We start from the raw sequence: 22,983 nt of genomic DNA, 5'->3' as shown, positions 1-22,983 counted from the left end.
GCGCCGGAACGAGATGCCGAACCAGCAGGGTACCGCGCCGTGATCGACGGATGCCCCCGAGCAACGAGGTCCACATAGGACTCGGATGCTGAAATGTCTGGTATCCGGACGTGGCGGGGCCACTCGAGCTCTAGACTGCTGGCATGAGCAGCACAGACGGGAGCGACGACCGGTCCCTCCGCGCATCAGACGCCGAACGCGCCGAGACCGCGCAGCGCCTCACCGAGGCCGTGGGGGCCGGACGGCTGACCCTGGCCGAGTTCACCGACCGCGTCGACGCCGCCTACCAGGCCGTCACGCGGGGCGAGCTCGCCGAGCTGGAGGCGGATCTGCCCGCCGCGCCGTCGAACCTGCCCGCCGAACCCGCCGACGAGACCAAGCGCCAGTGGAAGATCGCGATCATGGGCGGCTCCGACTACGAGGGCCGCTGGCGGGTGCCCCGCAAGTCCGGGTACTTCGCGCTGATGGGCGGCTCCACGATCGACCTGCGCGATGCGACGCTGCCGGGTCAGGAGATCGAGATCGTGCTCGTGTCGATCATGGGCGGCAGCGACGTGATCGTGCCGCGCGGCGTGCGCGTGGTGGTCGACTCCACGGACTTCATGGGCGGCAACTCGGTCAAGGTCGACGAGGACGCGGAGATGCCGAACGCCCCGGTCGTCCGGATCCGCACCTACTCGTTCATGGGTGGCAACGACATCAAGCACCCGAAGCCCAAGAAGAACTGGCTGGCCCACTGGCGCGGCGATCCACAGTAGACCGGCCGCGCCGGGTCCTTCCAGAATCCCTTCGGGAAGGCTCATCCCGAAGGCGCCCGACGCCTGACACCGGCGGCGATTTCGCGCGAAATCGCCGGCCCTCACGTGCCCGCACCCCGATGCCGAAACGCCCCTGGTCCAAGCCCCGGTCGGGCGCGTTCGGCGAAGACCTCCTCGGGAAGCTCCGCCACTTCCGGCGGGTTGTCGAGCAGGTCCATCAGGGCTGTCCAGTGCGCAACCCCGGACCGGCCGCCGGCGAAGGATCAGCGCGGATCGCGTTCTGGGAGCAGGGATCCGAGAGCCGGGCGCAGCATGTCGAGCAGCGCTGCGGAGGTCTCCTGGGACGACTGGCCCGTGGTGTCGAGGACCATCCGGTGTTCCCCGGAGCTTCGCAGCCGCTCCGCCTCCGCCGCCGCTCGGATCGCCACCCGGCGCTGCACTTCCGGCGGCGCACCACGGAGTTCGTCGCCCGCCAGCAGCGCCGACTCGCCATCGGCCCGGCGCCGGATGCGGCCTTCCAGCGTCGCGTCATCGGCGTCCAGCCGGACGACGGTGACGAGTTCCGCCGCCAAGACACCCATGAGGTCCGCGCCCGGCTCGCGGGTCACGAGCAGCAGCGACTGCGCCCCGGCCTGCCGGTAGCCGCGCCACAGCGCCGCGAGATTGGCCGCCTGGAGAACGGGATCCGGCCCGGGATGGACGAATCCGAGCTGGTCGAGGTCGATGTACGCGGTCGACGCGCCGCGCTGCCAGAGGTCGCGGAGCACGCGCCACGCGGCGGTCGACTTGCCCACCGCGGTCGCGCCCGTCACGACGACCACCGGCATCGGCGGCAGCACGCCATCAGCGGGGGCCGGTGGCTGGACCGGAGCGGGCCGGACGACGCAATGCCCCATCAAGGCATCGACGGTTTCGTCGGGACGCTGCCCGGTCGTGTCCAGCGGGATGCCGATCGCCGCGCGGTCGATCCGGTCGACCACCTCGAACAGCTCCGCCAGCATGCCCGCCGGCGATCCGCGCCCGAGGAACCGGCTGCGCAGTTCCTCCCGGTCGCAATGCAGCCGCACGAGCGTGAGATCGAGGTGGGCTGCCTCGGCGCTATCCGCGAAGAACGGTTCGACGCCCAGCTCCGGGTCCACGACGCCGGACACGATCACCTGCTGCACGCCGCGCTGCCGCAGCACGGCGATCACCCGCAGCAGGTTGGCGGCCTTGATCCGGTGGCTCGCCGCGCCACCGCCGGGCGGTGGCCCGATCAAGCCGAGCTGATCGATGTCGACGTAGGCGACGCTGCCGCCCTGCCCGGAGATGCGCGTGAACAGCCGCCAGCCGATCGTCGACTTCCCCGCCCCGGGCGGCCCGGTCACCCAGAGCACCGGAGTCTCACTGCTCCCCATGCCCAATGATTCTAGGAACCCCGGTCAACCGAAATTCCCCGAACGACGCCAGAAAACACGAGATCACGCGCCGATCGAGACGCCGACGACGAACAGGACCATCATCCCCGCGACGGCGCCGAAGACCAGGAGTCGCTGCTTCGCGCTCCATTCGCCCGCCGGCGTGCCGTCGGCCGCCTGAGCGGCCCTGTCCCGCCGGCCCTGGGCCAGGCTCCGCGGCACCAGGACGACCAGCGGCACGGCCAGCACCGCGGTCAGGACCGGCCAGCCGATCGTCGCGACCAGCCAGAACCACATGCCATTGGCGAAACCACTCGCCTCGCCGTCCGGGACGGCGACGACCAGGACCACGAGCAGCGACAGCAGCGGGGCGAGGATCGCGGCGAGGCCGCACCCCACCGCGACGTCCCGGCGCTGCACCTCGGTGGCGTTTCCATCGGGCGTCGGTTCGGACTCCGCCTGCATGGGCCAACCCTCCGTCCGGCTCGTGCCTCCTTTGCAGCAGACGCACGAGCTCGAACGAGGTTGCTTCCGACGCTCTGGACTCGCTCAGCGGAGCAGGGCCGCGTCCAGTTCCGACAGCAGTTGCGTCTTCGGCCGCGCGCCGACGACCGCGTGCACGGGCCGGCCATCGCGGAAGAGCATCAACGTCGGCAGGGACATGATCTGGAATTCCCTTGCGACGAGCGGGTTCTCGTCGGTGTTGATCTTTCGGATTGTCAGCGAGCCGGCGCGTTCGCGCGCGATCTCGTCGAGCACCGGCGCGATCATGTGGCAGGGCGGGCACCACTTCGCCCAGAAGTCCACCAGGACGGGCTTGTCGTGGCGGAGGACGTCCCGTTCGAAGGTTTCGTCCGTGACCGCGGAAACCGCGCCGGGAAGGCTGGTGGCCGGCATCATCAGTGCTCCTCTGATTCGTTCGCTTCGCTGGGGTTCCGGTCGGCGACGCCGCACGTCCCGGGGTGCCTAGCCAGCGCCGTGCCGAGCTTGCGGAGCAGGCTCGTACGCACCGCGTTGAGCTGTTCGAGGCAGGCATCGACCTCCGCCAGCTTCCGCTGGTAGACGTCGATCGAATCGGCGCACGAGTCCCCGGTCTCGTTGCCCGCGCGCAGGCATTCGACGAACGGCCGGGTGTCGTCGAGGCTGAACCCGACGGCTTGCAGCGCCCGGATCTCGTTGACGAGCCGGGCGTCGTCCTCGCCGTACTCCCGGTAGCCGTTCGCCGTGCGCCGCGCTTCGAGCAGGCCCTGCGCCTCGTAGAACCTCAGCGCACGCGTCGTCGTGCCAACACGTCTGGCCAGCTCACCGATCCGCATGGGATCGAAGTTAAACCTTGTCCTCAGCGTCAAGGCAACGCTTCGACCCCGCACCGCCGACATGAACCGATTGCAACCAGTACACGGGGCCACGAGCTTTCTCAACCGCTCGGTTGACAACGACACGAAGGCGCCCTAGCTTGGTATTCAACCGACTAGTTGAGGAAGACCGGTGAATGAGAGCACGGAGCGGCTCAACCGGGCGTTCGCGGCCTTGGCCGACCCGACCCGGCGCGAGCTGGTGGCCCGACTGGCCGGCGCGGACGCAACCGTGGGCGAGCTGGCCGAGCCCTACGACATGAGCCTCCAGGCGATCTCCAAGCACGTGAAGGTACTGGAGGAGGCCGGCCTGGTGACCCGCAGCAAGGACGCCCAGCGCCGACCGGTCCACCTGGACGCGGAGGTGTTCGACCTGATGTCGAAGTGGATCGAGCGATATCGCAGGGAGGCCGAGGAGCGCTACCAGCGCCTCGACGCCCTGCTGGGCCGGATGGCCGACGACGAGAACAAGAATCAGAACCGCACGGAGGACGCATCATGACCAAGCACGAGACCGAGATCGTGGCGGACGAGAAGGTTCCGACGATCGAGATCATCCGGGAGTTCGACGCGACTCCCGAGCAGGTGTACCGCGCCCACGTCGATCCCGAGCTCTACGCGCAATGGGTCGGGCCGCGTTCGCTGACCACGAGGATCATCCGGTGGGACGCTCGCACCGGTGGCGAGTGGGCCTTCGCCAACGATCGCGACGGCGAGGAGATCGCCTCCTTCTACGGCAGCTTCCACGAGGTGCGGCCGCAGGAGCGGATCGTGTGGACCTTCACCTACGAAGGCCAGCCCGACGGAGTCGCGCTCGAGACGCTGACCTTCGAGGAGCTCGATGGCGGACGCACGCGACTGCGGATTCTGAGCGTGGTGCAGGACTTCGAGACCCGCGACGGCATCCTGGCCAGCGGCATGGACGTCGGGGTCAACGAGGGCTACGACAAGCTCGACGAGCTGCTCGCGAAGAAGGCCTGAGATGACACCTCGAGGCCCAGCCCAGCAACACGCTCACGACGCCGGCCGGTTCACCGAACTGGTCGAGTCCGCCTCGGCCGACGACTGGGCGCGCCCCAGTCCGGTCGCGGGGTGGACGGCCCTCGACGTCGTGAAGCACCTGGCCGAGTGGTCCCGCGGCTTCCTGACCGGTGCCGGGATCGAGCTCCCGGCCCTGGACGTCGAGGCCGACCCGGTCGCCGCCTGGAAGCAGCACGTCACCGACATCCAGGCCATCCTCAACGACCCCGCCGGGCGGGTGCTCAGCAACCCGCACACCGGCGACAAACCGGTCGACGAGGCGATCGACCAGTTCTACACGGGCGACGTCTGGATGCACACCTGGGACCTCGCCAAGGCGCTCGGCCGCGAGCCCGACCTGGGCCAGGAGCGTTGCCGCGCCGCGCTGGAGGCCATGAAGCCCATGGAGCAGATGCTGCGCGACAGCGGACAGTTCGGCTCCGCCGTGCCCACCGCCGACGAAGCCTCGGCGCAGGACGAGCTGATGGCTTTCATCGGCCGCGATCCGGCCTGGCCGGCCACCGGCTGAGTCGTCGCGAACGACCAGCTCCCGCCCGTCAGGAACGTGGCGATCAACGTTGACATATACCCCCCCATGGGTATATGAATACTCCCGGCACGGATACCCCCAAGGGGTATATGAGCGCGGCGGTTACCGCGGCTGCCCGGGAGGAGACGGACATGGGACTGTTCGCGATTCGCGACTACCGGCGGCTGTTCAGCGCTCAAGTCATCGCGTTGTTCGGCACCGGCCTGGCCACCGTCGCGCTGGGGCTGCTCGCGTACGAGCTCGCCGGCCCGCGGGCGGGCGCGGTTCTCGCCACCGCGCTGACGATCAAGATGGTCGCGTACGTGGTCGTAGCGCCGCTCGCGGCCGCGTACGTCGACCGCCTGCCCAGGCGTTGGTTCCTCACGATCCTCGACGTGGTGCGCACCCTGGTGGTGATCGCGCTGCCGTTCGTCACCGAGGTGTGGCACATCTACGTCCTGATCGGGGTCCTCCAGACCACATCAGCGGCGTTCACCCCGACGTTCCAGGCGGTCATCCCCGACATCGTGACCGAGGAGGCCGACTACACCCGCGCCCTGTCGGCATCGCAGGTGGCCTCCACCATGGAAAGCCTGCTGAGCCCCGTGCTCGCGGCCGTGGCGCTCACCTTCATGTCGTTCAACCTGCTGTTCCTCGGCACCTCCGCCGGGTTCGCCGTGTCCGCGCTGCTGGTCCTGTCCACGCGCATCCCCAACGCGCGCCCAAGCTCGCACTCGAAGGCCTGGGACCGGGCCGTGGCGGGGATCCGCACCTTCGCGGCGACCCCGAGCCTGCGCGGCGTCATGGCACTGAACCTCGTGGTCGCCGCCGCCGGCTCCATCGTGGTCGTCAACACCGTGAACTACGTCCGCGACGTCCTCGGCGGAACCCAATCCGACGTGGCCTGGATGCTCGCCGCGTCCGGAACGGGGACGCTGCTGGTGGCCCTCGTCCTACCGCGCGTCCTGGACCGGGTGGCGGACCGGTTGGTGATGCTGACCGGTGCCGCGGTGCTGGTGCTCGCGGTCGGCGCGGCGGTCACGACGTCCGTGGCAGGCATCGCCGCAGCACTGCCGACCGGGGTGATCTGGGTAGCGATCGGCGGCGGGATGGCGCTGATCATCACGCCGACCGGGCGGGTGCTCCGCCGGGCGGTCGATCCCACCGGAATTCCCGAGGTCTTCGCGGCCCAGTTCTCGCTGTCCCACCTGGCCTGGCTGGTCACCTATCCGATCGCCGGATGGGTAGCCACGCAAGCGGGCTTCACGACCGCCTGGGCGGCGCTGGCGGGCCTGGCGGCAATCGGAGCCATCACGGCACTCACGATCTGGCCACGCGCCGAGAAGGCCGAAGTGCGTGCGGCAGTGGCGGTCGCGCCACACGACGAAACGGCCGAAGCCGGAGGACATGCGGCAGTGGCGGTCGCGCCGCGCATCGGGAAGGCCGGAGCCCGCGCCGCGGTGGCGGTCGCTTCCGCCAGGACCGAAGCGGCGGCCCGGGAAGCCGCCGAGGCTGCGGAGGGCACACTCGCGGCAGGCCAGTGCGCGTGCGTCCGCACCATCTGAGGCCACCGGCCAACACGCGTAGAACTCCGTTGAGGACGCGCACTTCTCGCCCACCGGCCAGCGGGCGAGAAGTGCGTGTTGCGCGCTACACAGATGATCGGCCTGCCGAACCAACGGCATTCGTCCCGCTCGACGCGCATCGATGAATGACTGCGAGAGGCATCACACCACGAGGCGGGAAAAGACCCGAGACAGCAAGAAGCCCCCTGCAAGAGGGGGCTCCTAGCTGTCTCGACCAGACGTGCGCCCGAAGGGATTCGAACCCTAACCTTCTGATCGTCTCCGTGATCATCGACGTTTGCCGTTGTCTGCCAACACCTTTGCTTACCTGCACGAACGCACGTTGCTATTTTCGCGTTCCCTGCCATCGTTTGCCATCCATTGATCGATGCCCCGCCATCGGGCACGACCAGTCGCACTGCGTCAAGCCTGAGCGTCCAGACCGAAGACCTCGTCCCGAACTCGCGTTGACTCGTCGTCGTCGAGCCACTCGACCCGGTACGTCTCACCTGCCAGGCACAGCCTCCCCGAGGCCCAGGCGAGGACCTCGTCTCCTAGATCATCGGCATCGGTCACCGTATCCGCGAACCTGTCGCCCGTGAGCAGGTAGTACTCCTCGACCGTCTCAAACGGCTCCGACCACCGACGCCACCACAGCGCCCCACCGATCTGCGCGGCCGACGGGCTCAGGCGCACGAACACGACGCCAGCCTCGCCACCATCGGCAAAGAGCCGGCCCGCACGCTCGCGATAGGGGTCGAAACGATGGTCCGGAGAAGCGTCCCAACTCCGCGGTCGCCAGGGCACGACCACATCTTCCCGAAGAATGCCTCCGGCGGCCAGGGCGCTGTCCTGGACCCGGTGCCGTTTCGGAGATTAGAGGGAGGCCCCAGCCGGCGATCTCCTCACAGCGCGCCCGAGGGTCGTCAGACGGAGGGCCACTCCGCGCAAGCCGAAACCCGTGGCCTGCACTCCGGACCCATCGTCCGGCAGGACTGAACCCCGCCGCGAGGAGATCACCTCCAACCCGAGCACCGGCATTGCGAACGCCAGACCGGGCCGCCTCCAGGCCGTCAGAGGTCGGGCAGCCGCAAGAACCAGCGAGAATTCTCGAGCAGCATCGACGCAGGTCAGCAGCGATCTCGACGCACCGCCCGCAGGCCCCGGATTTTCGACGATCGCTCTCAATAGCGATCTGACCTGCATCTTTCGCCTTCGAATCCATGACTGCCGGCACGTGGCCGCGACCCTGATACTCGCGGGCGGCGCCGACATGAAGGTCGTCCAAGCACTTTTGGGACATGCATCACTGTCGGTGACCGCCGACCTGTACGCCTCGGTGCTGCCTGAGCTCGCCCTCGCAGCGGCCGAAGCCGCCGCCGCGTTGGTTCCTCGGTCTCGCCGCCCGACCGCCGGTCTCGCCTCGGTCTCGCTTACCGCCTGAACGACTACGAGGGGCATCCCATCATGCGCGCTGTTCTGACCCTGAAAAGCAGCGAACCCCCTGCTAGAGGGGGTTCGCGGCTGTCTCGACCAGACGTGCGCCCGAAGGGATTCGAACCCCTAACCTTCTGATCCGTAGTCAGATGCTCTATCCGTTGAGCTACGGGCGCGTTCTTCAGTTTTGTGATCTCCACCTGGCGGTGGAGGCCACAGCGGAGGCTCCGGGATTTGAACCCGGGAGGGGGCGTAACCCCCAACCGCATTAGCAGTGCGGCGCCATAGACCAGACTAGGCGAAGCCTCCCGGTAACCCTCGCGGCCACCGGAGAAAAGATTACACACCCCTCCGAACGGCCGATACAGGGGGGTCGGTTTTTCGGTAGGTCACCCGTTCAGGTCAGCGCTGAGCTGCACGAACGGGTCCAGGGACGCCGGGTTCTGCAGCGCGTCGCGGCTGACCGCCCGCTCCGGCGGCGTGCCGGCGAGGATCTTCTTCACCGGAACCTCCAGCTTCTTGCCGTTGAGGGTGCGCGGCACCTCGTCGACGACGATGAACCGGTTCGGCACGTGCCGCGGCGAGAGCTCCGCACGCAGCGCCGCCTTGAGCCGCGGCCGGACCTCGTTCAGCTCCGCCCCCTCGGCCAGCACCAGGAAGCACAGCAGCTGCCCCTCGGCCCCGTCCACGCCCGTGGTGTCGATCACCAGCGAGTCGACGATCTCCTCGAAGCCCTCCACCACCCGGTAGAACTCCGCGGTGCCCATCCGGATTCCGCCGCGGTTGAGGGTCGAGTCGCTGCGGCCGTAGATCACGAAGGTGCCGCGGTCGGTGACCCGCACCCAGTCGCCGTGCCGCCACACCCCCGGGTACACGTCGAAGTACGCCTCGCGCAGCCGGGAGCCGTCCGGGTCGTTCCAGAAGAACACCGGCATCGTCGGCATCGGCTTGGTCACCACCAGCTCGCCGACCTCGTCGTGCAGCTCCCGGCCGTCCTCGTCGTAGGAGGCGACCGCCGCGCCGAGCAGCGCGCAGGAGATCTCGCCCAGCCACACCGGTACGTCCGGCGCGGCGCCCACGAACGCGGTGCACAGGTCGGTGCCGCCGGAGACGCTGGCGATCTGCACGTCCTCGCCGACCGCGTCCGCCACCCAGCGGAAGCCGTCGGTGGTCAGCGGCGCTCCGGTCGAGCCGACCGTGCGCAGCGCGGACAGGTCGAAGTCGTCCCCCGGACGCAGGCCGCGCTTCAGGCAGCTCTGGATGAACGGCGCCGACGTGCCGAAGTAGTTCACCCGGTGCCGGGCCGCCAGTTTCCACAGCGTCGACAGCGCCGGGTAGCCCGGGCTGCCGTCGAACAGCACCAGGGTCGTGCCGTTCAGCAGGCCGCCGACCAGGAAGTTCCACATCATCCAGCCGGTCGTGGTGAACCAGAAGAACCGGTCGCCCGGGCCGAGGTCGCAGTGCAGGCCGATGGCCTTGAGGTGCTCCAGCACCATGCCGCCGTGGCCGTGCACGATGCCCTTCGGCAGGCCGGTGGTGCCCGACGAGTACAGCACCCACAGCGGGTGGTCGAAGGGCACCGCGTCGAACTCCAGCGGCGCGCCGCGGTGCCGCGCGAGCAGGTCGTCCCAGCCGATGGCACCCGGCAGCTCGGCACCCTCGCCGAGGTAGTCGATCAGCACCGTGCTCGCCAGGCCCGGCATCGCCTCGCGCAAATGCTCCACAGTGGACTCGATGCCGAAAGTTCTTCCACCGTAGCAGTATCCGTCGACCGTGATCAGCACCTTCGGCTCGATCTGCACGAAGCGGTCCGCGATCGCCCGCTTGCCGAAGTCCGGCGAGCACGACGACCAGGTCGCGCCGAGGCTCGCCGCGGCGAGGAAGGCCACCAGCGTCTCGGGGCAGTTCGGCGCCAACGCCACGACACGGTCGCCGGCCCGCACGCCCAGCTCCACGAGGCCCGCTCGGGCGGCGGCCACCCGCGCCCTCAGCTCGCCGAAGGTGATCTCCTCGCTGCGGCCGTCCTCGCGGACGAAGATCACCGCCAGGTCGTCGTCCGCCTTGCCCGCGCCGTCGCGCAGCGCGTGCTCGGCGTAGTTCAGGGTGGCGCCGGGGAACCACTGCGCGCCGGGCATGACCTCGGCGACCAGGACCTGCTCGGCGCGGTCGTGGAAGCGGACGTCGAAGAACTCCGCCACCGCCCACCAGAAGGCGGGCAGATCCGACACCGACCACTGCCACAGCGCCTGGTAGTCGGCCAGGTCGATGCCGCGCTCGCTGCGCAACCACTCGCGGAACGCGGTCATCCGGCTAGCTGCCACGCGTTCTGGGCTGGGCTGCCACAACAGCTCGGGATCGGTGCTCGGTGCCATGGCCTTTGATAACCCACCGAGGCCGGGTAGGGCTAGCCTTCGACGCCGCCGAGCTGCCGGTTCGCACCGGCAGCCCCAGGCGTCACCGGGCGAGGCGCGATTTCGCGAGAAATCGGCCGTCACCCGGTGAGCATCTCGCGAAAGTGCGCCTGCCCGGCGCCGTCAGCGCAGGTGGAGGTCCAGCCAGTTGCGGGCCCGGCGCCACGCCTCCGCCGCCGCTTCCGCGTCGCGGTCGAAGCGGTGCCCGGCGCCCTCGTAGCGGACCACGTCGCTCACCGCGGGCGCGGCGTCGGTGACCTCGCGGAGCTTCTCGACCTCGCCGGCCTCGATCTCGTCGTTGTCGCCGTACAGGCCAAGCCACGGGCAGGACAGCTCGCAGGCGATCTCGACCAGCGGCGGCAGCCCGGCCGACAGCGGTTCGAGGATGCCGCGCCCGCCGACGCTCACCGCGGCGCCGACCGTCCGGCTGGCCGCCACGACCAGCGCCGCCGAACCGCCGATGTCGAACCCGATGACGCCCTGCCGGTCGGCCGGCACACCGCGGTCGGAGAGCCAGAGGAACGACGCATCGGTGTCGGCCAGGATCGTGTCGCCGGACAGGCGCTGCACCTGGTCGTGCACTTGCTCGTCCGGGTGGTGGTCGTGGATCTCGTCGGTGCCGTCGCGGTGGTAGAGGTGCGGCGCGACGGTGAGCCAGCCTTCCTCGGCGAGGGCGCTGCTCAACCGGCGCACCCGCTCCGTGACACCACGGGCCTCGTGCAGGACGACGAGCCCGCCGCGTACCACGTTGTCCGGTTCGGCGATGGTGAGCCGGAGTTGCGTGCCGTCGGTGAGCGCAAGCGTCTCGGTCCGGGTTTGGGTCATGCCGTGCAGGTAATCACGCCGAAGTGAACATGAGTCAACGACTTCAACCGGTCGGACGAATGAATTCAACGGATGGTCACCAATACGAGGCACCGGATTGGGCCATCCGCAGCACCCCCCATCCGTGAGCGTCGTCACGCGCACAACTTGCACAGTTCTGAGTGCTCATCGGCCACTCCCGCTGCACAAAATGACCCGTGCCCCCAATTCCTCGCTCGGGAGCGTTAACGTCCAGGTGACCGACCTGAGCTAGGAGTCGTAAATGACCGTGCGCACTCGTGCCGACCTCGACCAGTTGCCCGCTTATGTCGCGGGTCGCACCATCCCCGGCTCGATCAAGCTCGCCAGCAACGAGGTTTCCGAGGGCCCGCTGCCCAGCGCGGTGGCTGCGATCAACCAGGCGGCCGGCGAGGTGCACCGCTACCCGGACATGGGCGTCGGGCTGTTGACCGAAGCGCTGGCCGCGCGGTTCGACGTGGAGCCGGAGCGGATCGCCGTCGGCTGCGGTTCCGTCGCGCTGTGCGAGCAGCTGGTGCAGGCCACCTGCACCGCCGAGGACGAGGTCATCTTCCCGTGGCGGTCGTTCGAGGCCTACCCGATCATCACGCACGTCGTGGGTGCCAAGCAGGTGCGGGTGCCGCTGACCGCCGGGCACGCGCTGGACCTGGAGGCGATGCTCGCCGCGATCACCCCGGCCACCCGGCTGATTTTCGTGTGCACGCCGAACAACCCGACCGGCACGCTGCTGCGGCGGGCCGAGCTGGAGTCGTTCCTGGACCGGGTGCCGTCGGACGTGCTGGTGGTGCTCGACGAGGCGTACTTCGAGTTCGTCAGCGACCCGGAGGGCCCGGACGGCGTCGAGATCGCGCGGCGGCGCGAGAACGTCGCGTCGATGCGGACGTTCTCCAAGGCGTACGGCCTCGCCGGACTGCGCGTCGGCTACACCGTCGCGCCGCCGGAGGTCGCGGCCGCTCTGCGGAAGGTGTCCATCCCGTTCAGCGTCAACGCGCTCGCCCAGGTCGCGGCGATCGCTTCGCTGGAGGCGCAGGACGAGCTGCAGAAGCGGTGCGCGAACGTGATCGCCGAGCGGGAGCGGGTGCACCGCGAGCTGCTGGCCATCGGCTACGAGGTTCCCGAGACGCAGGCGAACTTCGTGTGGCTGCCGCTGGGCGAGCGCACCACCGAGTTCAACGAGCACTGCCTGGAGAACCGGGTCGTGGTCCGCGCCTTCGTCGGGGAGGGCGCTCGGGTCACCATCGGTCAGCCGGAGGAGAACGACGCGTTCCTGGCCGCGGCCCGCTCGTTCGACCTGACCGGCGGCTGACCGGAATTCCCCGGTAGGGCTGGAAAAACAGCGGTGGTGCCCGACGAAGAGAGGGGGAGTACTTCGTCGGGCACCACCACCGGGGGTGTGATCGTTTGAGCCGAAACGACCACGTGGAGTGCGTAGTGATCTACGCAGCACCGGAATCTAGTGCTGATCAACCGGCACGGGCCAGCCGACAACTTAGGCATATACCCATTCGAGTGAAATAAACCAACCAGTCGGATGATCTCAGCCCGTAACGGCGTGGTGCCCGCGGACGGCGACCGGGGTCGGCGCGGTCGGCATCACCTTCTGCTTCGGGTCGGTCGGGGTCTGCGGGTCGGTCGGGGTCTGCGGGTCGCCCGGCGTCTGCGGGTCGCCCGGCGTCTGCGGGTCGCCCGGCGTCTGCTTGCCGGGCGGATTCTCCCAGCTCGGCGGGGTCGTACCGGGCTTCCCGGGGACCGACGGATGGTCCACGATCGGCGCGTTGACGCAGTTGTTGGCCTGCGGCGACAGGATCGGCATCACGAGGCCGAGCACCGCGATGTTGTTGCCGCACAACTGGATCGGCAGCACGCTCAGGTTGTTGTCGTTGCCCGCGTTGATGCCGTCGTTGTCGGCGCTGTCCGCGAAGGCGGGCGCGGCGCCGGCCATGAGTCCGGTGCCGGCAACGAAAATCCCGGCGAGGCAGACCGTCTTGCGCATACTTCGCACTTCCTTTTCTGTCGTACTTCGGGGTGTTTCCCACCCGTGGAGAGTCACCGCAGGTGGACGATGGTGCCCAACGGCAGGGTCATGAGCAGCCGAAGCGCGTCGTCGGGGACCCGGACGCATCCGTCGCTGCCGGCCTGGCCGAACACCGAGGGGTCGGGCCAGCCGTGCAGCGCGACGGTTCCAGGGCCGCCGCCGTAGGTGCTGAAGGTTTCCGAGTGCGTGCCGAGCGGCAGGATGATCGGGCTGAACCGGGTCACAGTCTCCTCGATCGCCGCCATGATGAAGGTCCGGCCGCGCGGCGTCTGGGTCTTCGGCGCGCCGACGCCGACGGTCCACTCCCCGATCGGCGCGCCGTCCTTGCGCACCACGAGTCGCCGCGCGTCGATGTCGACGTCCACGACGTAGGGCGAGCGCGCCCGCTCGACCTCGTCGCCGATGCGCACCCAGCCTGTCGAGCCGTTGGGCCGGGACGGGAGCAGGACCTGCAGCCACGGCCCGCGTTCCGCGATCACCGGCACCCAGGTCGGGTTTTCCAGCTGTGTCGCGGGGAGTTTGGCGAACACGGGGCCGCCGGGCGCGACATGCACGGCGACGTCCTGCTTGACGCGCAGCACGACGCCCTCGGTTTCCGCGTTCGGCGCCGGATCCAGCGGCGCCTTGGGGAAATCGGCAAAGGTCGTCGACGCCGCCTCCATGCCGAGATCCGCCCGCGCCATCGCGGTGGCCGGCTCGATCGGCGACGCACCGGAGCAACCGGCGAGGCCGAGGCAGAGCGCGCCGAGCGTGGCCGCCGTGGCGACGCGTGCGCGGCGTCTGGTACTTGTTTTGCGCGGCCTCATGATCAGCTCCTGGCCCGTTGGCGTACCTGTTGTCGGCAGCGTCCGGCGATGCCGGGAAGCCTGCGGCAGCAACCTGACCCGAGAGATCAAGTGCCGCCGGGACGCTAACGCGGCCGCTGCGAGCGCCGACGCGGGCTGGCAGGTGTCCGATCACGGGCACGCACGGCCTGATCAGGAAAAACAGGTCGGTGTGGCCATGGAGCGCGAATCGTTACTAAAACCAGATCGCTCGATCGTGTTTGGTTTTTACCTCTACCGAGCGACAAAAGGCCGGGTTGTCCGCGTCGAGGGGCGACTCGGACGACCCGGCCCAGGGGGCCTTGCGGCGTCACTTCCAGCTGGCGAGCATGCCCAGCGGCTTGCTGTTGACGTCGGTCGGCGAGTACTCGACCGTCAGGCCGGTGGCGTCCGCCGGCACGTCGTAGATGATCTGGCCGGTCTCGGCCTTGCCCTTGTCGGTGAGCAGCTTGATGAACGAACCGGAGATCTCCATCGAAGCGATGGCCGGCTCGTACTTGTTGCCCTTGGCGTCGACGAGGATGAACTCGTCCTCGCTGACGTTGCCCGCGACGCCCTTGGCCAGCTCCGCCGACGCGTCGACGACGACGTACTTGCCCTTCTCCGGGTCGAAGTCCGCCTTGCCGGAGAAGTCCTTCGGCGCACCGATGGTCAGCTTCAGCTGGGTGCCCGTGTCCGTGGAGACCGTGACCGCCTGCCCGAAGGAAACGCTCTGCGGACCAGTGGACTCGGACTCGCCGCCGCTCTCGGTGCTGCTGCTCGACGAGGAGGACTTGGTGTCCCCTCCGTCGGACGTGCTCGGCTTCGAGCCGATACCGCAACCGGACAGGGTGATCAACAGCGCCACGGATAACGGCGCAATCAGCCTCTTCAATTTTCCTCGCTAGCACGAAAGGTATTTCAGGCCTACTCCAACGCGCGGAACTTTCCCACAAGCACCCGAACGGAACAATCGGAATGACAAATGTCCTATAGGACACTTGGGCTGAACTCCGGATTCGTTGCCCGACACGCCCGGAGAACACCGCCATGACCAGGGTTTACGCAACCGATTTCGGTCGCTGCGGGCCGCGCGATATCGATCCCCGTGTCTGAGTTGTGGCCTACCTCATGCAGCGAACCGCCCGCGTCGGGGCGCGACCGGCCGGTGCACGGGGAGGGGAGGTGCACCGGTCGGCCGCTGGGCTCGATGCCGCGAGGTCGGGGGCATCGGCATCGAGCCCATTCGGATGGCTACAGGCGCCGGAGGCCTTCGAGGACGCGCCGCTGGAGCTCCTGCGGAGGAGGCTCGAAAGCGTCCGAGGTGGAGCGCTGCACCGGTTCGCGGAGGCGATGCCTGCCGCCTCGTTCCCGTTGTCGTCGCTCGGCTTCCACGTGGGCTATGAGATGCCAGACCGTCAATGCGCCTTCGCCTGCTCCGGCGTGCTGCGGCCGGTAGGGCTGCCACGAAACGATCAGGTAGAGGGCGATGACAGCCGAGGCGTAACCGACTTCCGGCAGCACGTTGATCATTCGATCGGTCCTTCCACTCGTAGATGCGCGACTCAGCGGGAAGCGGCGGCCAGCCGCTTGGCGACGGCGCCGCACTCGGCGCAGGTTTCCCACAACCAGGCCAATTCCGAGTTGTCGGCGGCGAGCCGGTAGCCGCACAAGGTCCGCACACCGGTGCCGCTCGGATACGCGAAGGCCCCGTCCGGCCGGGAGTCCAAGCTCGCGTGCCGAGCCCCACCCGCCGGAACCCAATGGAACGGATACATGCCACCACCTGCCCAAACAGTTACCTGAGGACCAGCGTTCCAACCTGACAGGAAAAGTATCGGGGGCTATAGCCCCCTTATAAATCCTCTGATCTGGTGCACCTGGACCACGATCGGGTCGCGCTAGGCTCCTGCCATGCCGACCACCCCGACGCGGCGCAAGAAGCGGCTCGGCCAGCTACTCGCTCGCCTTCGCAATGAGGCAGACAAGACGCTTGCCCATGCGAGCGACATGCTGCGCGTCGGCGAATCGACTGTGAGCCGGTACGAAACCGGTCACTTCCGGCCAGGCTGGGCAACGATGCAGGCGTTGCTGGCGCTCTACAACGCAAGCGACGCGCAGCGAAGCGAGGCCGCTGCTCTTTGGGAAGACGCCGGTGACAGGGCCGTTCGACTGATCACTCCGGCTGGTTCACCCAAGCCGTTCCGCGTTTTCCTCCGCGCTGAAGCCGAAGCTGACACCGCGCGAACAGTCGATCCCCTGCTTGTTCCAGGACTTCTGCAGACACCGGCATACATTCGTGCCGTCAATGCGAACGGCCAGCAGTTCCACACATCCAGCGCTGAGCGCTACGTGACTGCACGGTTGAGCCGACAAGCACGGCTGTCCGGCTCATCGCCGCTCAATCTGCATGCCTTACTCGACGAGGCAGTGCTCTACCGGATCGTCGGGAACGCCGAGATCATGGCCGAGCAGCTACGCCACCTGGTCACAATGCTGGAGCAGGACCACATCACGATCCAGATCGTGCCCTTCGACGCTGGCTCGTACGGGAACATGTGCGGTGGCTTCACCATCATCGGGTACCGCGACTCTGATGATCAGCCTGCGGTCTACGTCGATTCCGCCGCAGGCGGCGCGTGGGTGGAGAGCGACGAAGATGTCGATAGGTTTTCGGACATGTTCGAAGAGATCGCCTCATCTGCGCTGAGCACTGGCGAGTCGACAGAGCTGCTCATCGCGAGAGCAAGAGCGTTGGAGTGATTTGCCATGAACTGGCGCAAAAGCAGCCGCAGCGGCAGCGGTCCCAGGGAATGCGTCGAGTTAGCCATCGGCGAGGCGGCGACCTACATCCGCGACACCAAGGACCGCGACGGCGGCACGCTACGCGTGAACCAACGCGCCTGGGCCGGATTCCTCGACGACGTCAAGGCCGGTCGTTTCGACCGGTGACCGATCCGTGTTGGTCAGGACCCGTGTGTACTTTGTGCTGCTATAGCGACAGAAAGTGCACACGGGCCCATCGCAGCCGTCAGTCCAGGGCTCGGCGGAGGAAGAACTTGATGCCGAGGGCCCCGAAGACCACCGTGGCGATCACCAGCGCCAGGACGCAGACCCACGGCGGCATGTGCGGGACCTCCGGGAGCAGGGCTCCCCGCATGCCTTCGCTGACGTAGGTCAGCGGGTTGATCGCGCAGAGGACCTGGAACCAGCGCAGGTGGTCCAGCTGCGCCCACGGGAACTGCGTCGCACCGGTGAACATCAGCGGCGCCAGGATCACCGAGAACATGATGTTGATGCGCCGCGGCGGCACCGCCGCGCCGACCGTCAGGCCGACCGCCGCGCCGGCCAGCGAACCCAGCACCACGCACAGCAGCGCGAACGCGAGGCCCGGGAGGTTCCAGGTGATCTCGCCCAGCATCACCATGCCGATCGGCACCATCAGCACCGCCGCGAACAGCCCGCGCAGTGCGCCGAAGAGCATCTTCTCCACGGCCACCCAGCTGATCGGCAGCGGCGCGAGCAGGCGGTCCTCGATCTCCCGGGAGAACGAGAAGTCCAGCACCAGAGGGAAGGACGTGTTCTGCAGCGACACCAGGAACGCGTTGAGCGCGATCATGCCCGGCAGCAGGATCTGCGCGTAGCCGGGCTGGGCGTAGCCGAGCTCGCTGAGCACCTTGCCGAAGATGAACAGCAGCGCCACCGGCTGCACCAGCACCTGCGCCAGGAAGCTCGGCAGCTCCCGACCGGTCACGAAGACGTCGCGGCCCAGCACCGCCGTGAACGCGCGAACCGGACTCATCGCAGCTCCCTCCCGGTCAGGTCGATGAACACGTCCTCCAGCGTCGCCGACCCCAGCGACAGGTCGCTGACCGAAACCCGCTGCTCGTGCAGGGTTTGCGCGACCGGCCCGAGCAGCGCCGCGGGCTCCTCGCCCACGTAGAGCCGCAGCCGCAGCTCCGCCGACCCGTCCGCGGCCTTGCCCGCACCGACCTGCTCGACGCGCTGCACTCCATCCACATTGGACAGCAGTGCGGTGACCCGGGCCGGATCGTGGCCGTCGGGACGCAGCGTGGCGTCCATCGTGCCGCTGCCGGGCAGCGATTTGATCAGCGCCTCCGGGGTGTCCAGCGTCAGCAGCTTGCCGTGGTCGACCACGCCGACCCGGTCCGACAGCTTCTCCGCCTCGTCCATGTCGTGCGTGGTGAGCACCACCGTCACGCCCTCGGAACGCAGGTCGTTGATCCGGTCGTGGACGAACAGCCGGGCCTGCGGGTCGAGCCCGGTGGACGGCTCGTCCAGGAACAGCACCTCCGGCCGGTGGATCAGCGCGCGGGCGATCATCAGCCGCTGCGCCTGCCCACCGGAGAGGTCGTCGACGCGGGCTTTCGCCTTCTCCGCCAAGCCCATCCGGTCGAGCAGCTCGTCGGCGAGCCGATGCCGTTCGCCGCGCGAGACCCCGTGGTACGCGGCGTGCCAGATGAGGTTCTGCCGGGCGTTGAGCGACCGGTCCAGGTTCACCCGCTGCGGCACGACCGCGACCTTGCTGCGGGCCGCGACCGGGTCGGCCGCCACGTCGACGCCCGCGACGCGCGCCGTCCCGCTCGTCGGCAGCACCCTGGTGGTCAGGATGCCGACGGTGGTGGTCTTGCCGGCGCCGTTGGGGCCCAGCAGCCCGAAGATCTCGCCCGCCGCCACCTCGAAGCCGAGCCCGTCCACCGCGTTCGCCTTGGCCTTGGGATACCGCTTGACCAGATCGATCACTTCAACCGCTGTGGTCACATCCGCCTTCTTCCTCGCTCAGTTCGCCGAGGATCGCGAGCAGGTACTTCCGGACCACGGCCGCTTCGGCCGGGTCGGTCCTCGGCTCGATCCGCCGGAACTCCGCACTGACACCCCGCCACGCGGCGTCCAGCGCCGCCCGCCCCGCCGGGGTGATGCACAGCCGGACCACGCGGCGGTCGGCCGTGTCGCGCTGCCGAGTCAGCAGCCCGTCGGACTCCAGGGCGTCGATGACCGGCGTCAGCGTCGCCGGTCGCACCCAGCAGCGCTGGGCGACCTCCCGATGCGTCGGTTCGTCCTGCTCGTCGATCGTGGTCAGCGCCATCAGCGCCGTCTTGCTCAGGTCGGTGCTCTGGGACACGGCCCGCTCCCAGTGGTGCGCCAGCCGCCGACCGGCCAGGCCCACCAGTCGGGTCAGCGGCATGCGCTGCGGATCTTGCTCCACGAAACCGGGCACGAACCCGATCGTACTCAAGATGAATGGTTAGGCACCAAATTGTTTTTCCTCCGGCCGAATCGCCTCCGCCGACCACGAACCTCCCGGTAGCCTGGCCAAGTGACCGAGATGACCGAGCAGCGAACCAAGTGGCTGGACGACTGCGAGATGGCATCCTGGCGGTCCTACATCGTCGGCAGCGCCCTGCTGGACTACCGCCTGAACCGCGAGCTGCAGCTCACGCACGGGCTCTCGATCGCGGACTACGAGATCCTGGTCAGCCTGTCCGAACAACCCGACCTGCGGATGCGGATGAGCGAGCTGGCCAGCGAGGTCGCGCACTCCAAGAGCCGGATCTCGCACCAGATCCGCCGCCTGGAAACGGCCGAGCTGGTGCGCCGCGACGAATGCCGCGACGACGGCCGCGGCGTGTTCGCGGTGCTCACCAACAAGGGCATGGAGAAGCTGCGCGAAGCGGCACCGGCACACGTCGAGGGCGTCCGGGAGCACATGATCGACCTGCTGGAACCCGACGAGCTGAAGGTGCTGGCGGCGGTTTTCCAGCGGCTGACGACGCACCTGAGAACCCTCGACTGACCCGGACCGCCTGTAGGAAGATCACGTCCGGTTGGCTACGCTGCGGCGTGGAAGCGTGGCAGAGCGGCCGAATGCACTCGCCTTGAAAGCGAGCGTCGCGAGAGCGACCGGGGGTTCGAATCCCCCCGCTTCCGCTCCTTTGACCAGCACGAACAGGGCCCGGCCAGGATCATCCCGGCCGGGCTCTGTTCGTATTCGTCTCATTTTTGGTCTCAGTTGGTCTTTTTCCGGCGCTTCCGCGGTGCCCTCGTCGGCTTCTCCCAGCGGCCCTCCCACCTCGTCGGCGACCATGTCTCCGGTCACGTGCACGTACCGCATCGTTCCCAGGTGCTCGGGACGCAGTCGCGGCGAAAGCTCGTGCGCGCCAACGTGGTGATGTCCCGCAACCGGAGCCGGTGGCGGTCGACCGGGCTGGTTCGCGGCCCGGCCGACCAGATCACTCCGTCACGGGCAGGCACTCGGTGAGCAGGTCGACGACGTCTCGCCAGGCTCGCTGCGCGTGCCGTGGGTGGTAGCCGACGCCGGGGGGCGTGGCCTGGTCGACCGGCGGGTGGTGGAAGGCGTGCAAGGCGCCGCCGTAGACCACGAGGCGCCAGTCGACGCCCGCGTCCTGCATCTCGGCGGTGAACGCGTCCCGTTGCGCGGGCGGCATGATCGGGTCTTCCGACCCGACCCCGGCCCACACCGGGCAGCGAATGCGCGCCGCCTCGCCCGGCCGGCCCGTGGTCAGTGCGTTGATCGTCCCGATCGCGCGCAGGTCGACGCCGTCGCGCCCGAGTTCCAGCGCGATCGCGCCCCCGGTGCCGTAGCCGACGGCGGCGATCCGGTCAGGGTCGGTCCGCGGTTCGGCGCGCAACACGTCGAGCGCCGCGTGGCCGATGTCGCGCATCCGGTCGGGGTCGGCGAGCAGCGGCATGCAACGCGCCAGCATCTCCTCGGGGTCGGTGAACCAGCGCCCGCCGTGGATGTCGAAGGCCAGCGCCACGTACCCCAGCTCGGCGAGGGCGTCGGCCCGGCGGCGCTGGAAGTCGTTCAGCCCCGTCCCCTCGGGCCCGACCAGGACAGCGGGCCGGCGGCCGACACCGGCCGGGAGCGCGAGGTGCCCGATCATCGTCAGGCCGTCGGCCGGGTACTCGACCGTGCGCGTTGTAACCGTCGTCATGAAACCGGACTGTAGTGATCGTCAAACCCGGTCGGGCCGATGTTCACCACCGGCAGACCACAACAGCCGCCCGCTGCATCCGGTCCGCCGCAACCTGGTCCAATATTCTGGCCAGCTGGGCGAATCGCCTGCCCCTCGAATGCTTGCACGCCGTCGTGTGGCGCACGCCTTCTTCGGGGCGTTGCTTCGTGACGCCTCCTCGTCGTGGGCCTGCGGCGTTCACCGAGGCTAGCAGCCCTGATGCCTATGAGTCCTTTGTGGACGATTCAGTCGGTTCGGTGGACGCCCCTCAGTTCCGTCAGGTGTCGCTTGGTGATTCGGCCGCCGTGGCGCTCGTCGATCAGGTTTCCGATGCACTCGGGCAGCCCGTTTCGCGCGGTCGGTGGCAGTGCCCGGGTACCGGAGCAGGTCTGCAGGAGGTTCGGGTACTCCTTAGCAGCCCTGGGCTTGGCTTCTTCCGCGACGTGGCCGAACACATCGTCATCTGGCTCTCGTAGGCCCCGAGTGGCATCTCAGAGGGGATGCTGACTGGCTCTTCAGAGAGGCCACTTCTTGCGGCAGGCTGGGCATCTGTCGTCCGCACGCCGAAAGGAAACGCCCGCCATGTTCACCGGCCTGAGCGCCTTCCCGCTCACCCCCACCAGCGAAGACGGCATCGACGAACGAGGCTTCGCGAACCTCGTCGCCCGGCTGTCCGCGGCGGGCGTCGACTCGATCGGCGCGCTCGGCTCGACCGGCGGTTACGCATACCTCACGCGCGAGGAACGCGCCCGCGCCGCGCAGATCGCCGTCGACGCCGCGGGCGGCGTGCCCGTCATGATCGGCATCGGCGCGCTGCGCACCTCCCAGGTCCGCGCACACGCCGAAGACGCCCAGAACGCCGGAGCGTCCGCGGTGCTGCTCGCGCCGGTGTCCTACCAGCCCCTCACCGACGACGAGGTCTTCGGCCTCTTCGAGGATGTCAGCCGCGAGCTGAGCGTTCCGCTGTGCGTGTACGACAACCCAGGCACCACGCACTTCACGTTCAGCGACGAGCTGCACGGGCGCATCGCCGCGCTGCCGAACGTCGCCGCGGTGAAGATCCCGGGCATCCCCGCCGACCAGGCGCGCGAGCGGATCGCCGCGCTCCGCGGCAAGCTGCCCCGGTCCTTCTCCGTCGGCGTCAGCGGCGACCAGTTCGCCGCCGGCGGCCTGAACGGCGGCGCCGACCTGTGGTTCAGCGTCCTCGGCGGCCTGCTGCCCGAGCAGTGCCTCGCCATCACCCGCGCCGCGGACGCCGGCGAGGCGACCACCCTGTCCGACCAACTGAGTCCTTTGTGGACTTTGTTCCGCCGGTACGGCAGCATTCGCGTCGTCTCCGCCGCGGCGGAACATGTCGGCCTCATCACCGGCCCGAACCTGCCCCGGCCGCTGCTCGGGCTCGACCCGGCCGCCCGGAAGGAGGTCGCCGCGGTGCTCGACAAAATCCTCGCCGAATAGCGGGAACGGGCATCTCCGGTTCAGTTCAAATGAGCGTTTTTCATCCTGGTCGGCCCGCAGCCGCGGGTCGCAAAGCTGCACGTCGATGGGGTGTCGCATGCGCCGCAGGCGCATAACCCACCTACGACACTTGCACCGCCGCGGGTTCTCAGAGGCTTCCTGGCGAGGACGGCCCTGACGCCGTGTATTGGACATACATATTGGGGGGTAGGGCAATTGTGGCGTGTCTAGTCGGCGGCGTAGCGGACTTCTTCCTTGCCGAACAAGGCACGCACGTGGTCGGGCTGGTTCTGGCGACGGCGCAGGTGGGTGCGTGTCGCTGCGGCCAGCTCGGACTTGGTGCGAGGGCTTGTCGTTGCGGTCACGTGATGTTT

Annotated in this window: 27 protein-coding genes and 3 tRNA genes; 12 read left to right on the top strand and 18 right to left on the bottom strand. The window is 68.6% G+C overall.

Going from position 1 to position 22,983, the window contains the following annotated elements; translation table 11 throughout:
* Positions 1-143: 143 nt before the first annotated feature.
* Complete coding sequence (locus tag BLW84_RS19335; RefSeq protein ID WP_093267226.1) at positions 144-758, top strand: DUF1707 SHOCT-like domain-containing protein; 615 nt, start codon at positions 144-146, stop codon at positions 756-758.
* Between the two features lie 263 nt (positions 759-1,021).
* On the opposite strand, the gene BLW84_RS19330 is transcribed toward BLW84_RS19335, so the two are convergent.
* The 4 genes from BLW84_RS19330 to BLW84_RS19315 all read right to left on the bottom strand — a co-directional run bounded on the left by BLW84_RS19330 (position 1,022) and on the right by BLW84_RS19315 (position 3,471).
* On the bottom strand, positions 1,022-2,155 hold the full coding sequence (locus BLW84_RS19330) for an AAA family ATPase (RefSeq protein WP_093267224.1): 1,134 nt from the start codon (positions 2,153-2,155) through the stop codon (positions 1,022-1,024).
* Positions 2,156-2,218: 63 nt separating this feature from the next.
* Positions 2,219-2,620 carry a hypothetical protein gene (locus tag BLW84_RS19325; protein ID WP_093267223.1) on the bottom strand — a complete coding sequence of 134 codons (402 nt, stop codon included), beginning with the start codon at positions 2,618-2,620 and terminating at the stop codon, positions 2,219-2,221.
* Between the two features lie 84 nt (positions 2,621-2,704).
* Complete coding sequence (gene trxA / locus BLW84_RS19320) at positions 2,705-3,052, bottom strand: thioredoxin (protein ID WP_093267411.1); 348 nt, start codon at positions 3,050-3,052, stop codon at positions 2,705-2,707.
* A 2-nt stretch (positions 3,053-3,054) separates the two neighbouring features.
* A complete protein-coding gene (locus tag BLW84_RS19315; RefSeq protein WP_093267221.1) occupies positions 3,055-3,471 on the bottom strand; it encodes a MerR family transcriptional regulator in 417 nt (138 codons plus the stop codon).
* Between the two features lie 172 nt (positions 3,472-3,643).
* Here BLW84_RS19315 and BLW84_RS19310 point away from each other — a divergent pair, with 172 nt between their 5' ends.
* The 4 genes from BLW84_RS19310 (at position 3,644) to BLW84_RS19295 (ending at position 6,624) form a co-directional block, all read left to right on the top strand.
* Positions 3,644-4,012 carry an ArsR/SmtB family transcription factor gene (locus BLW84_RS19310; RefSeq protein ID WP_093267220.1) on the top strand — a complete coding sequence of 123 codons (369 nt, stop codon included), beginning with the start codon at positions 3,644-3,646 and terminating at the stop codon, positions 4,010-4,012.
* Positions 4,009-4,491: an SRPBCC family protein gene (locus BLW84_RS19305; protein ID WP_093267218.1), complete on the top strand. Its 483-nt coding sequence runs from the start codon at positions 4,009-4,011 to the stop codon at positions 4,489-4,491. The genes BLW84_RS19310 and BLW84_RS19305 overlap by 4 nt, the downstream gene beginning before the upstream one ends.
* Position 4,492: 1 nt before the next feature.
* Complete coding sequence (locus BLW84_RS19300; RefSeq protein WP_093267217.1) at positions 4,493-5,059, top strand: TIGR03086 family metal-binding protein; 567 nt, start codon at positions 4,493-4,495, stop codon at positions 5,057-5,059.
* Positions 5,060-5,211: 152 nt separating this feature from the next.
* Positions 5,212-6,624 (top strand): MFS transporter, encoded by a 1,413-nt coding sequence (locus BLW84_RS19295; protein WP_093267215.1) that lies wholly within the window; start codon positions 5,212-5,214, stop codon positions 6,622-6,624.
* Positions 6,625-7,047: 423 nt separating this feature from the next.
* Here the strand turns inward: BLW84_RS19295 and BLW84_RS19290 are convergent, their stop codons facing one another.
* A complete protein-coding gene (locus BLW84_RS19290; RefSeq protein WP_093267214.1) occupies positions 7,048-7,326 on the bottom strand; it encodes a hypothetical protein in 279 nt (92 codons plus the stop codon).
* Positions 7,327-7,585: 259 nt separating this feature from the next.
* On the opposite strand from BLW84_RS19290, the gene BLW84_RS49915 reads away from it, so the two are divergent.
* The gene (locus BLW84_RS49915) at positions 7,586-8,068 is read left to right on the top strand and encodes a tyrosine-type recombinase/integrase (RefSeq protein WP_093267213.1); all 483 of its coding nucleotides are present in this window, start codon (positions 7,586-7,588) and stop codon (positions 8,066-8,068) included.
* 96 nt (positions 8,069-8,164) lie between these two features.
* On the opposite strand, the gene BLW84_RS19280 is transcribed toward BLW84_RS49915, so the two are convergent.
* The 4 genes from BLW84_RS19280 to BLW84_RS19265 form a co-directional block, all read right to left on the bottom strand.
* A tRNA-Arg gene (locus tag BLW84_RS19280) sits at positions 8,165-8,237 on the bottom strand.
* A gap of 43 nt (positions 8,238-8,280) precedes the next feature.
* Positions 8,281-8,370, bottom strand: a tRNA-Ser gene (locus BLW84_RS19275).
* An 80-nt stretch (positions 8,371-8,450) separates the two neighbouring features.
* Positions 8,451-10,433, bottom strand: a complete 1,983-nt coding sequence (locus tag BLW84_RS19270) for an acetoacetate--CoA ligase (RefSeq protein WP_093267211.1) — start codon at positions 10,431-10,433, stop codon at positions 8,451-8,453.
* A gap of 162 nt (positions 10,434-10,595) precedes the next feature.
* On the bottom strand, positions 10,596-11,297 hold the full coding sequence (locus BLW84_RS19265) for a dienelactone hydrolase family protein (RefSeq protein WP_093267209.1): 702 nt from the start codon (positions 11,295-11,297) through the stop codon (positions 10,596-10,598).
* Between the two features lie 262 nt (positions 11,298-11,559).
* Between BLW84_RS19265 and hisC the strand changes: the two genes are divergently transcribed.
* The gene (gene hisC / locus BLW84_RS19260; protein ID WP_093267207.1) at positions 11,560-12,621 is read left to right on the top strand and encodes a histidinol-phosphate transaminase; all 1,062 of its coding nucleotides are present in this window, start codon (positions 11,560-11,562) and stop codon (positions 12,619-12,621) included.
* Positions 12,622-12,852: 231 nt separating this feature from the next.
* On the opposite strand, the gene BLW84_RS19255 is transcribed toward hisC, so the two are convergent.
* The 5 genes from BLW84_RS19255 to BLW84_RS19235 form a co-directional block, all read right to left on the bottom strand.
* On the bottom strand, positions 12,853-13,308 hold the full coding sequence (locus BLW84_RS19255; protein WP_093267205.1) for a chaplin family protein: 456 nt from the start codon (positions 13,306-13,308) through the stop codon (positions 12,853-12,855).
* Between the two features lie 53 nt (positions 13,309-13,361).
* Positions 13,362-14,156 carry a L,D-transpeptidase gene (locus BLW84_RS19250; protein ID WP_177226560.1) on the bottom strand — a complete coding sequence of 265 codons (795 nt, stop codon included), beginning with the start codon at positions 14,154-14,156 and terminating at the stop codon, positions 13,362-13,364.
* Positions 14,157-14,484: 328 nt separating this feature from the next.
* Positions 14,485-15,048 carry a DUF4352 domain-containing protein gene (locus BLW84_RS19245; RefSeq protein ID WP_143060994.1) on the bottom strand — a complete coding sequence of 188 codons (564 nt, stop codon included), beginning with the start codon at positions 15,046-15,048 and terminating at the stop codon, positions 14,485-14,487.
* Between the two features lie 359 nt (positions 15,049-15,407).
* On the bottom strand, positions 15,408-15,686 hold the full coding sequence (locus BLW84_RS19240) for a hypothetical protein (RefSeq protein ID WP_093267199.1): 279 nt from the start codon (positions 15,684-15,686) through the stop codon (positions 15,408-15,410).
* Between the two features lie 32 nt (positions 15,687-15,718).
* Positions 15,719-15,931, bottom strand: a complete 213-nt coding sequence (locus BLW84_RS19235) for an HC3 family zinc finger protein (RefSeq protein WP_093267197.1) — start codon at positions 15,929-15,931, stop codon at positions 15,719-15,721.
* A gap of 136 nt (positions 15,932-16,067) precedes the next feature.
* Between BLW84_RS19235 and BLW84_RS19230 the strand changes: the two genes are divergently transcribed.
* Entirely contained in the window at positions 16,068-16,916 is an 849-nt protein-coding gene (locus BLW84_RS19230; protein WP_093267195.1) for a helix-turn-helix domain-containing protein, read from the top strand.
* 6 nt (positions 16,917-16,922) lie between these two features.
* Entirely contained in the window at positions 16,923-17,105 is a 183-nt protein-coding gene (locus tag BLW84_RS19225) for a DUF397 domain-containing protein (protein ID WP_093267193.1), read from the top strand.
* A 79-nt stretch (positions 17,106-17,184) separates the two neighbouring features.
* Here BLW84_RS19225 and BLW84_RS19220 read toward each other — a convergent pair whose 3' ends face one another.
* Genes BLW84_RS19220 through BLW84_RS19210 form a run of 3 tightly spaced genes read right to left on the bottom strand, consistent with a single transcriptional unit; the run spans position 17,185 to position 19,410 of the window.
* A complete protein-coding gene (locus tag BLW84_RS19220; RefSeq protein ID WP_093267192.1) occupies positions 17,185-17,955 on the bottom strand; it encodes an ABC transporter permease in 771 nt (256 codons plus the stop codon).
* Positions 17,952-18,935, bottom strand: coding sequence for an ABC transporter ATP-binding protein (locus BLW84_RS19215; RefSeq protein WP_093267190.1), 984 nt, complete (start codon positions 18,933-18,935; stop codon positions 17,952-17,954). The genes BLW84_RS19220 and BLW84_RS19215 overlap by 4 nt, the downstream gene beginning before the upstream one ends.
* Positions 18,919-19,410 (bottom strand): MarR family winged helix-turn-helix transcriptional regulator, encoded by a 492-nt coding sequence (locus BLW84_RS19210; RefSeq protein WP_245761239.1) that lies wholly within the window; start codon positions 19,408-19,410, stop codon positions 18,919-18,921. Before BLW84_RS19210 ends, BLW84_RS19215 begins: the two co-directional genes overlap by 17 nt.
* Before the next feature lie 90 nt (positions 19,411-19,500).
* Here BLW84_RS19210 and BLW84_RS19205 point away from each other — a divergent pair, with 90 nt between their 5' ends.
* The gene (locus BLW84_RS19205; protein ID WP_093267408.1) at positions 19,501-19,968 is read left to right on the top strand and encodes a MarR family winged helix-turn-helix transcriptional regulator; all 468 of its coding nucleotides are present in this window, start codon (positions 19,501-19,503) and stop codon (positions 19,966-19,968) included.
* Positions 19,969-20,017: 49 nt separating this feature from the next.
* Positions 20,018-20,102, top strand: a tRNA-Ser gene (locus BLW84_RS19200).
* Between the two features lie 302 nt (positions 20,103-20,404).
* On the opposite strand, the gene BLW84_RS19195 is transcribed toward BLW84_RS19200, so the two are convergent.
* Positions 20,405-21,130, bottom strand: a complete 726-nt coding sequence (locus BLW84_RS19195; RefSeq protein WP_093267188.1) for a dienelactone hydrolase family protein — start codon at positions 21,128-21,130, stop codon at positions 20,405-20,407.
* Positions 21,131-21,733: 603 nt separating this feature from the next.
* Between BLW84_RS19195 and BLW84_RS19185 the strand changes: the two genes are divergently transcribed.
* Positions 21,734-22,609: a dihydrodipicolinate synthase family protein gene (locus BLW84_RS19185; RefSeq protein ID WP_093267185.1), complete on the top strand. Its 876-nt coding sequence runs from the start codon at positions 21,734-21,736 to the stop codon at positions 22,607-22,609.
* Positions 22,610-22,983: the final 374 nt, after the last annotated feature.

This window comes from Saccharopolyspora shandongensis (assembly GCF_900106995.1).
In the GTDB taxonomy this organism is placed as follows: domain Bacteria; phylum Actinomycetota; class Actinomycetes; order Mycobacteriales; family Pseudonocardiaceae; genus Saccharopolyspora; species Saccharopolyspora shandongensis.
This window is presented reverse-complemented; position numbering and strand designations above follow the sequence as displayed.

Coding starts and splice junctions, on each gene's coding strand:
- BLW84_RS19335 (WP_093267226.1), top strand. CDS start 144: ATGAGCAGCACAGACGGGAGCGACGACCGGTCCCTCCGCGCATCAGAC.
- BLW84_RS19330 (WP_093267224.1), bottom strand. CDS start 2,155: ATGGGGAGCAGTGAGACTCCGGTGCTCTGGGTGACCGGGCCGCCCGGG.
- BLW84_RS19325 (WP_093267223.1), bottom strand. CDS start 2,620: ATGCAGGCGGAGTCCGAACCGACGCCCGATGGAAACGCCACCGAGGTG.
- trxA (WP_093267411.1), bottom strand. CDS start 3,052: ATGCCGGCCACCAGCCTTCCCGGCGCGGTTTCCGCGGTCACGGACGAA.
- BLW84_RS19315 (WP_093267221.1), bottom strand. CDS start 3,471: ATGCGGATCGGTGAGCTGGCCAGACGTGTTGGCACGACGACGCGTGCG.
- BLW84_RS19305 (WP_093267218.1), top strand. CDS start 4,009: ATGACCAAGCACGAGACCGAGATCGTGGCGGACGAGAAGGTTCCGACG.
- BLW84_RS19300 (WP_093267217.1), top strand. CDS start 4,493: ATGACACCTCGAGGCCCAGCCCAGCAACACGCTCACGACGCCGGCCGG.
- BLW84_RS19295 (WP_093267215.1), top strand. CDS start 5,212: ATGGGACTGTTCGCGATTCGCGACTACCGGCGGCTGTTCAGCGCTCAA.
- BLW84_RS19270 (WP_093267211.1), bottom strand. CDS start 10,433: ATGGCACCGAGCACCGATCCCGAGCTGTTGTGGCAGCCCAGCCCAGAA.
- BLW84_RS19265 (WP_093267209.1), bottom strand. CDS start 11,297: ATGACCCAAACCCGGACCGAGACGCTTGCGCTCACCGACGGCACGCAA.
- hisC (WP_093267207.1), top strand. CDS start 11,560: ATGACCGTGCGCACTCGTGCCGACCTCGACCAGTTGCCCGCTTATGTC.
- BLW84_RS19255 (WP_093267205.1), bottom strand. CDS start 13,308: ATGCGCAAGACGGTCTGCCTCGCCGGGATTTTCGTTGCCGGCACCGGA.
- BLW84_RS19250 (WP_177226560.1), bottom strand. CDS start 14,156: ATGAGGCCGCGCAAAACAAGTACCAGACGCCGCGCACGCGTCGCCACG.
- BLW84_RS19240 (WP_093267199.1), bottom strand. CDS start 15,686: ATGATCAACGTGCTGCCGGAAGTCGGTTACGCCTCGGCTGTCATCGCC.
- BLW84_RS19235 (WP_093267197.1), bottom strand. CDS start 15,931: ATGTATCCGTTCCATTGGGTTCCGGCGGGTGGGGCTCGGCACGCGAGC.
- BLW84_RS19230 (WP_093267195.1), top strand. CDS start 16,068: ATGCCGACCACCCCGACGCGGCGCAAGAAGCGGCTCGGCCAGCTACTC.
- BLW84_RS19225 (WP_093267193.1), top strand. CDS start 16,923: ATGAACTGGCGCAAAAGCAGCCGCAGCGGCAGCGGTCCCAGGGAATGC.
- BLW84_RS19220 (WP_093267192.1), bottom strand. CDS start 17,955: ATGAGTCCGGTTCGCGCGTTCACGGCGGTGCTGGGCCGCGACGTCTTC.
- BLW84_RS19205 (WP_093267408.1), top strand. CDS start 19,501: ATGACCGAGCAGCGAACCAAGTGGCTGGACGACTGCGAGATGGCATCC.
- BLW84_RS19195 (WP_093267188.1), bottom strand. CDS start 21,130: ATGACGACGGTTACAACGCGCACGGTCGAGTACCCGGCCGACGGCCTG.
- BLW84_RS19185 (WP_093267185.1), top strand. CDS start 21,734: ATGTTCACCGGCCTGAGCGCCTTCCCGCTCACCCCCACCAGCGAAGAC.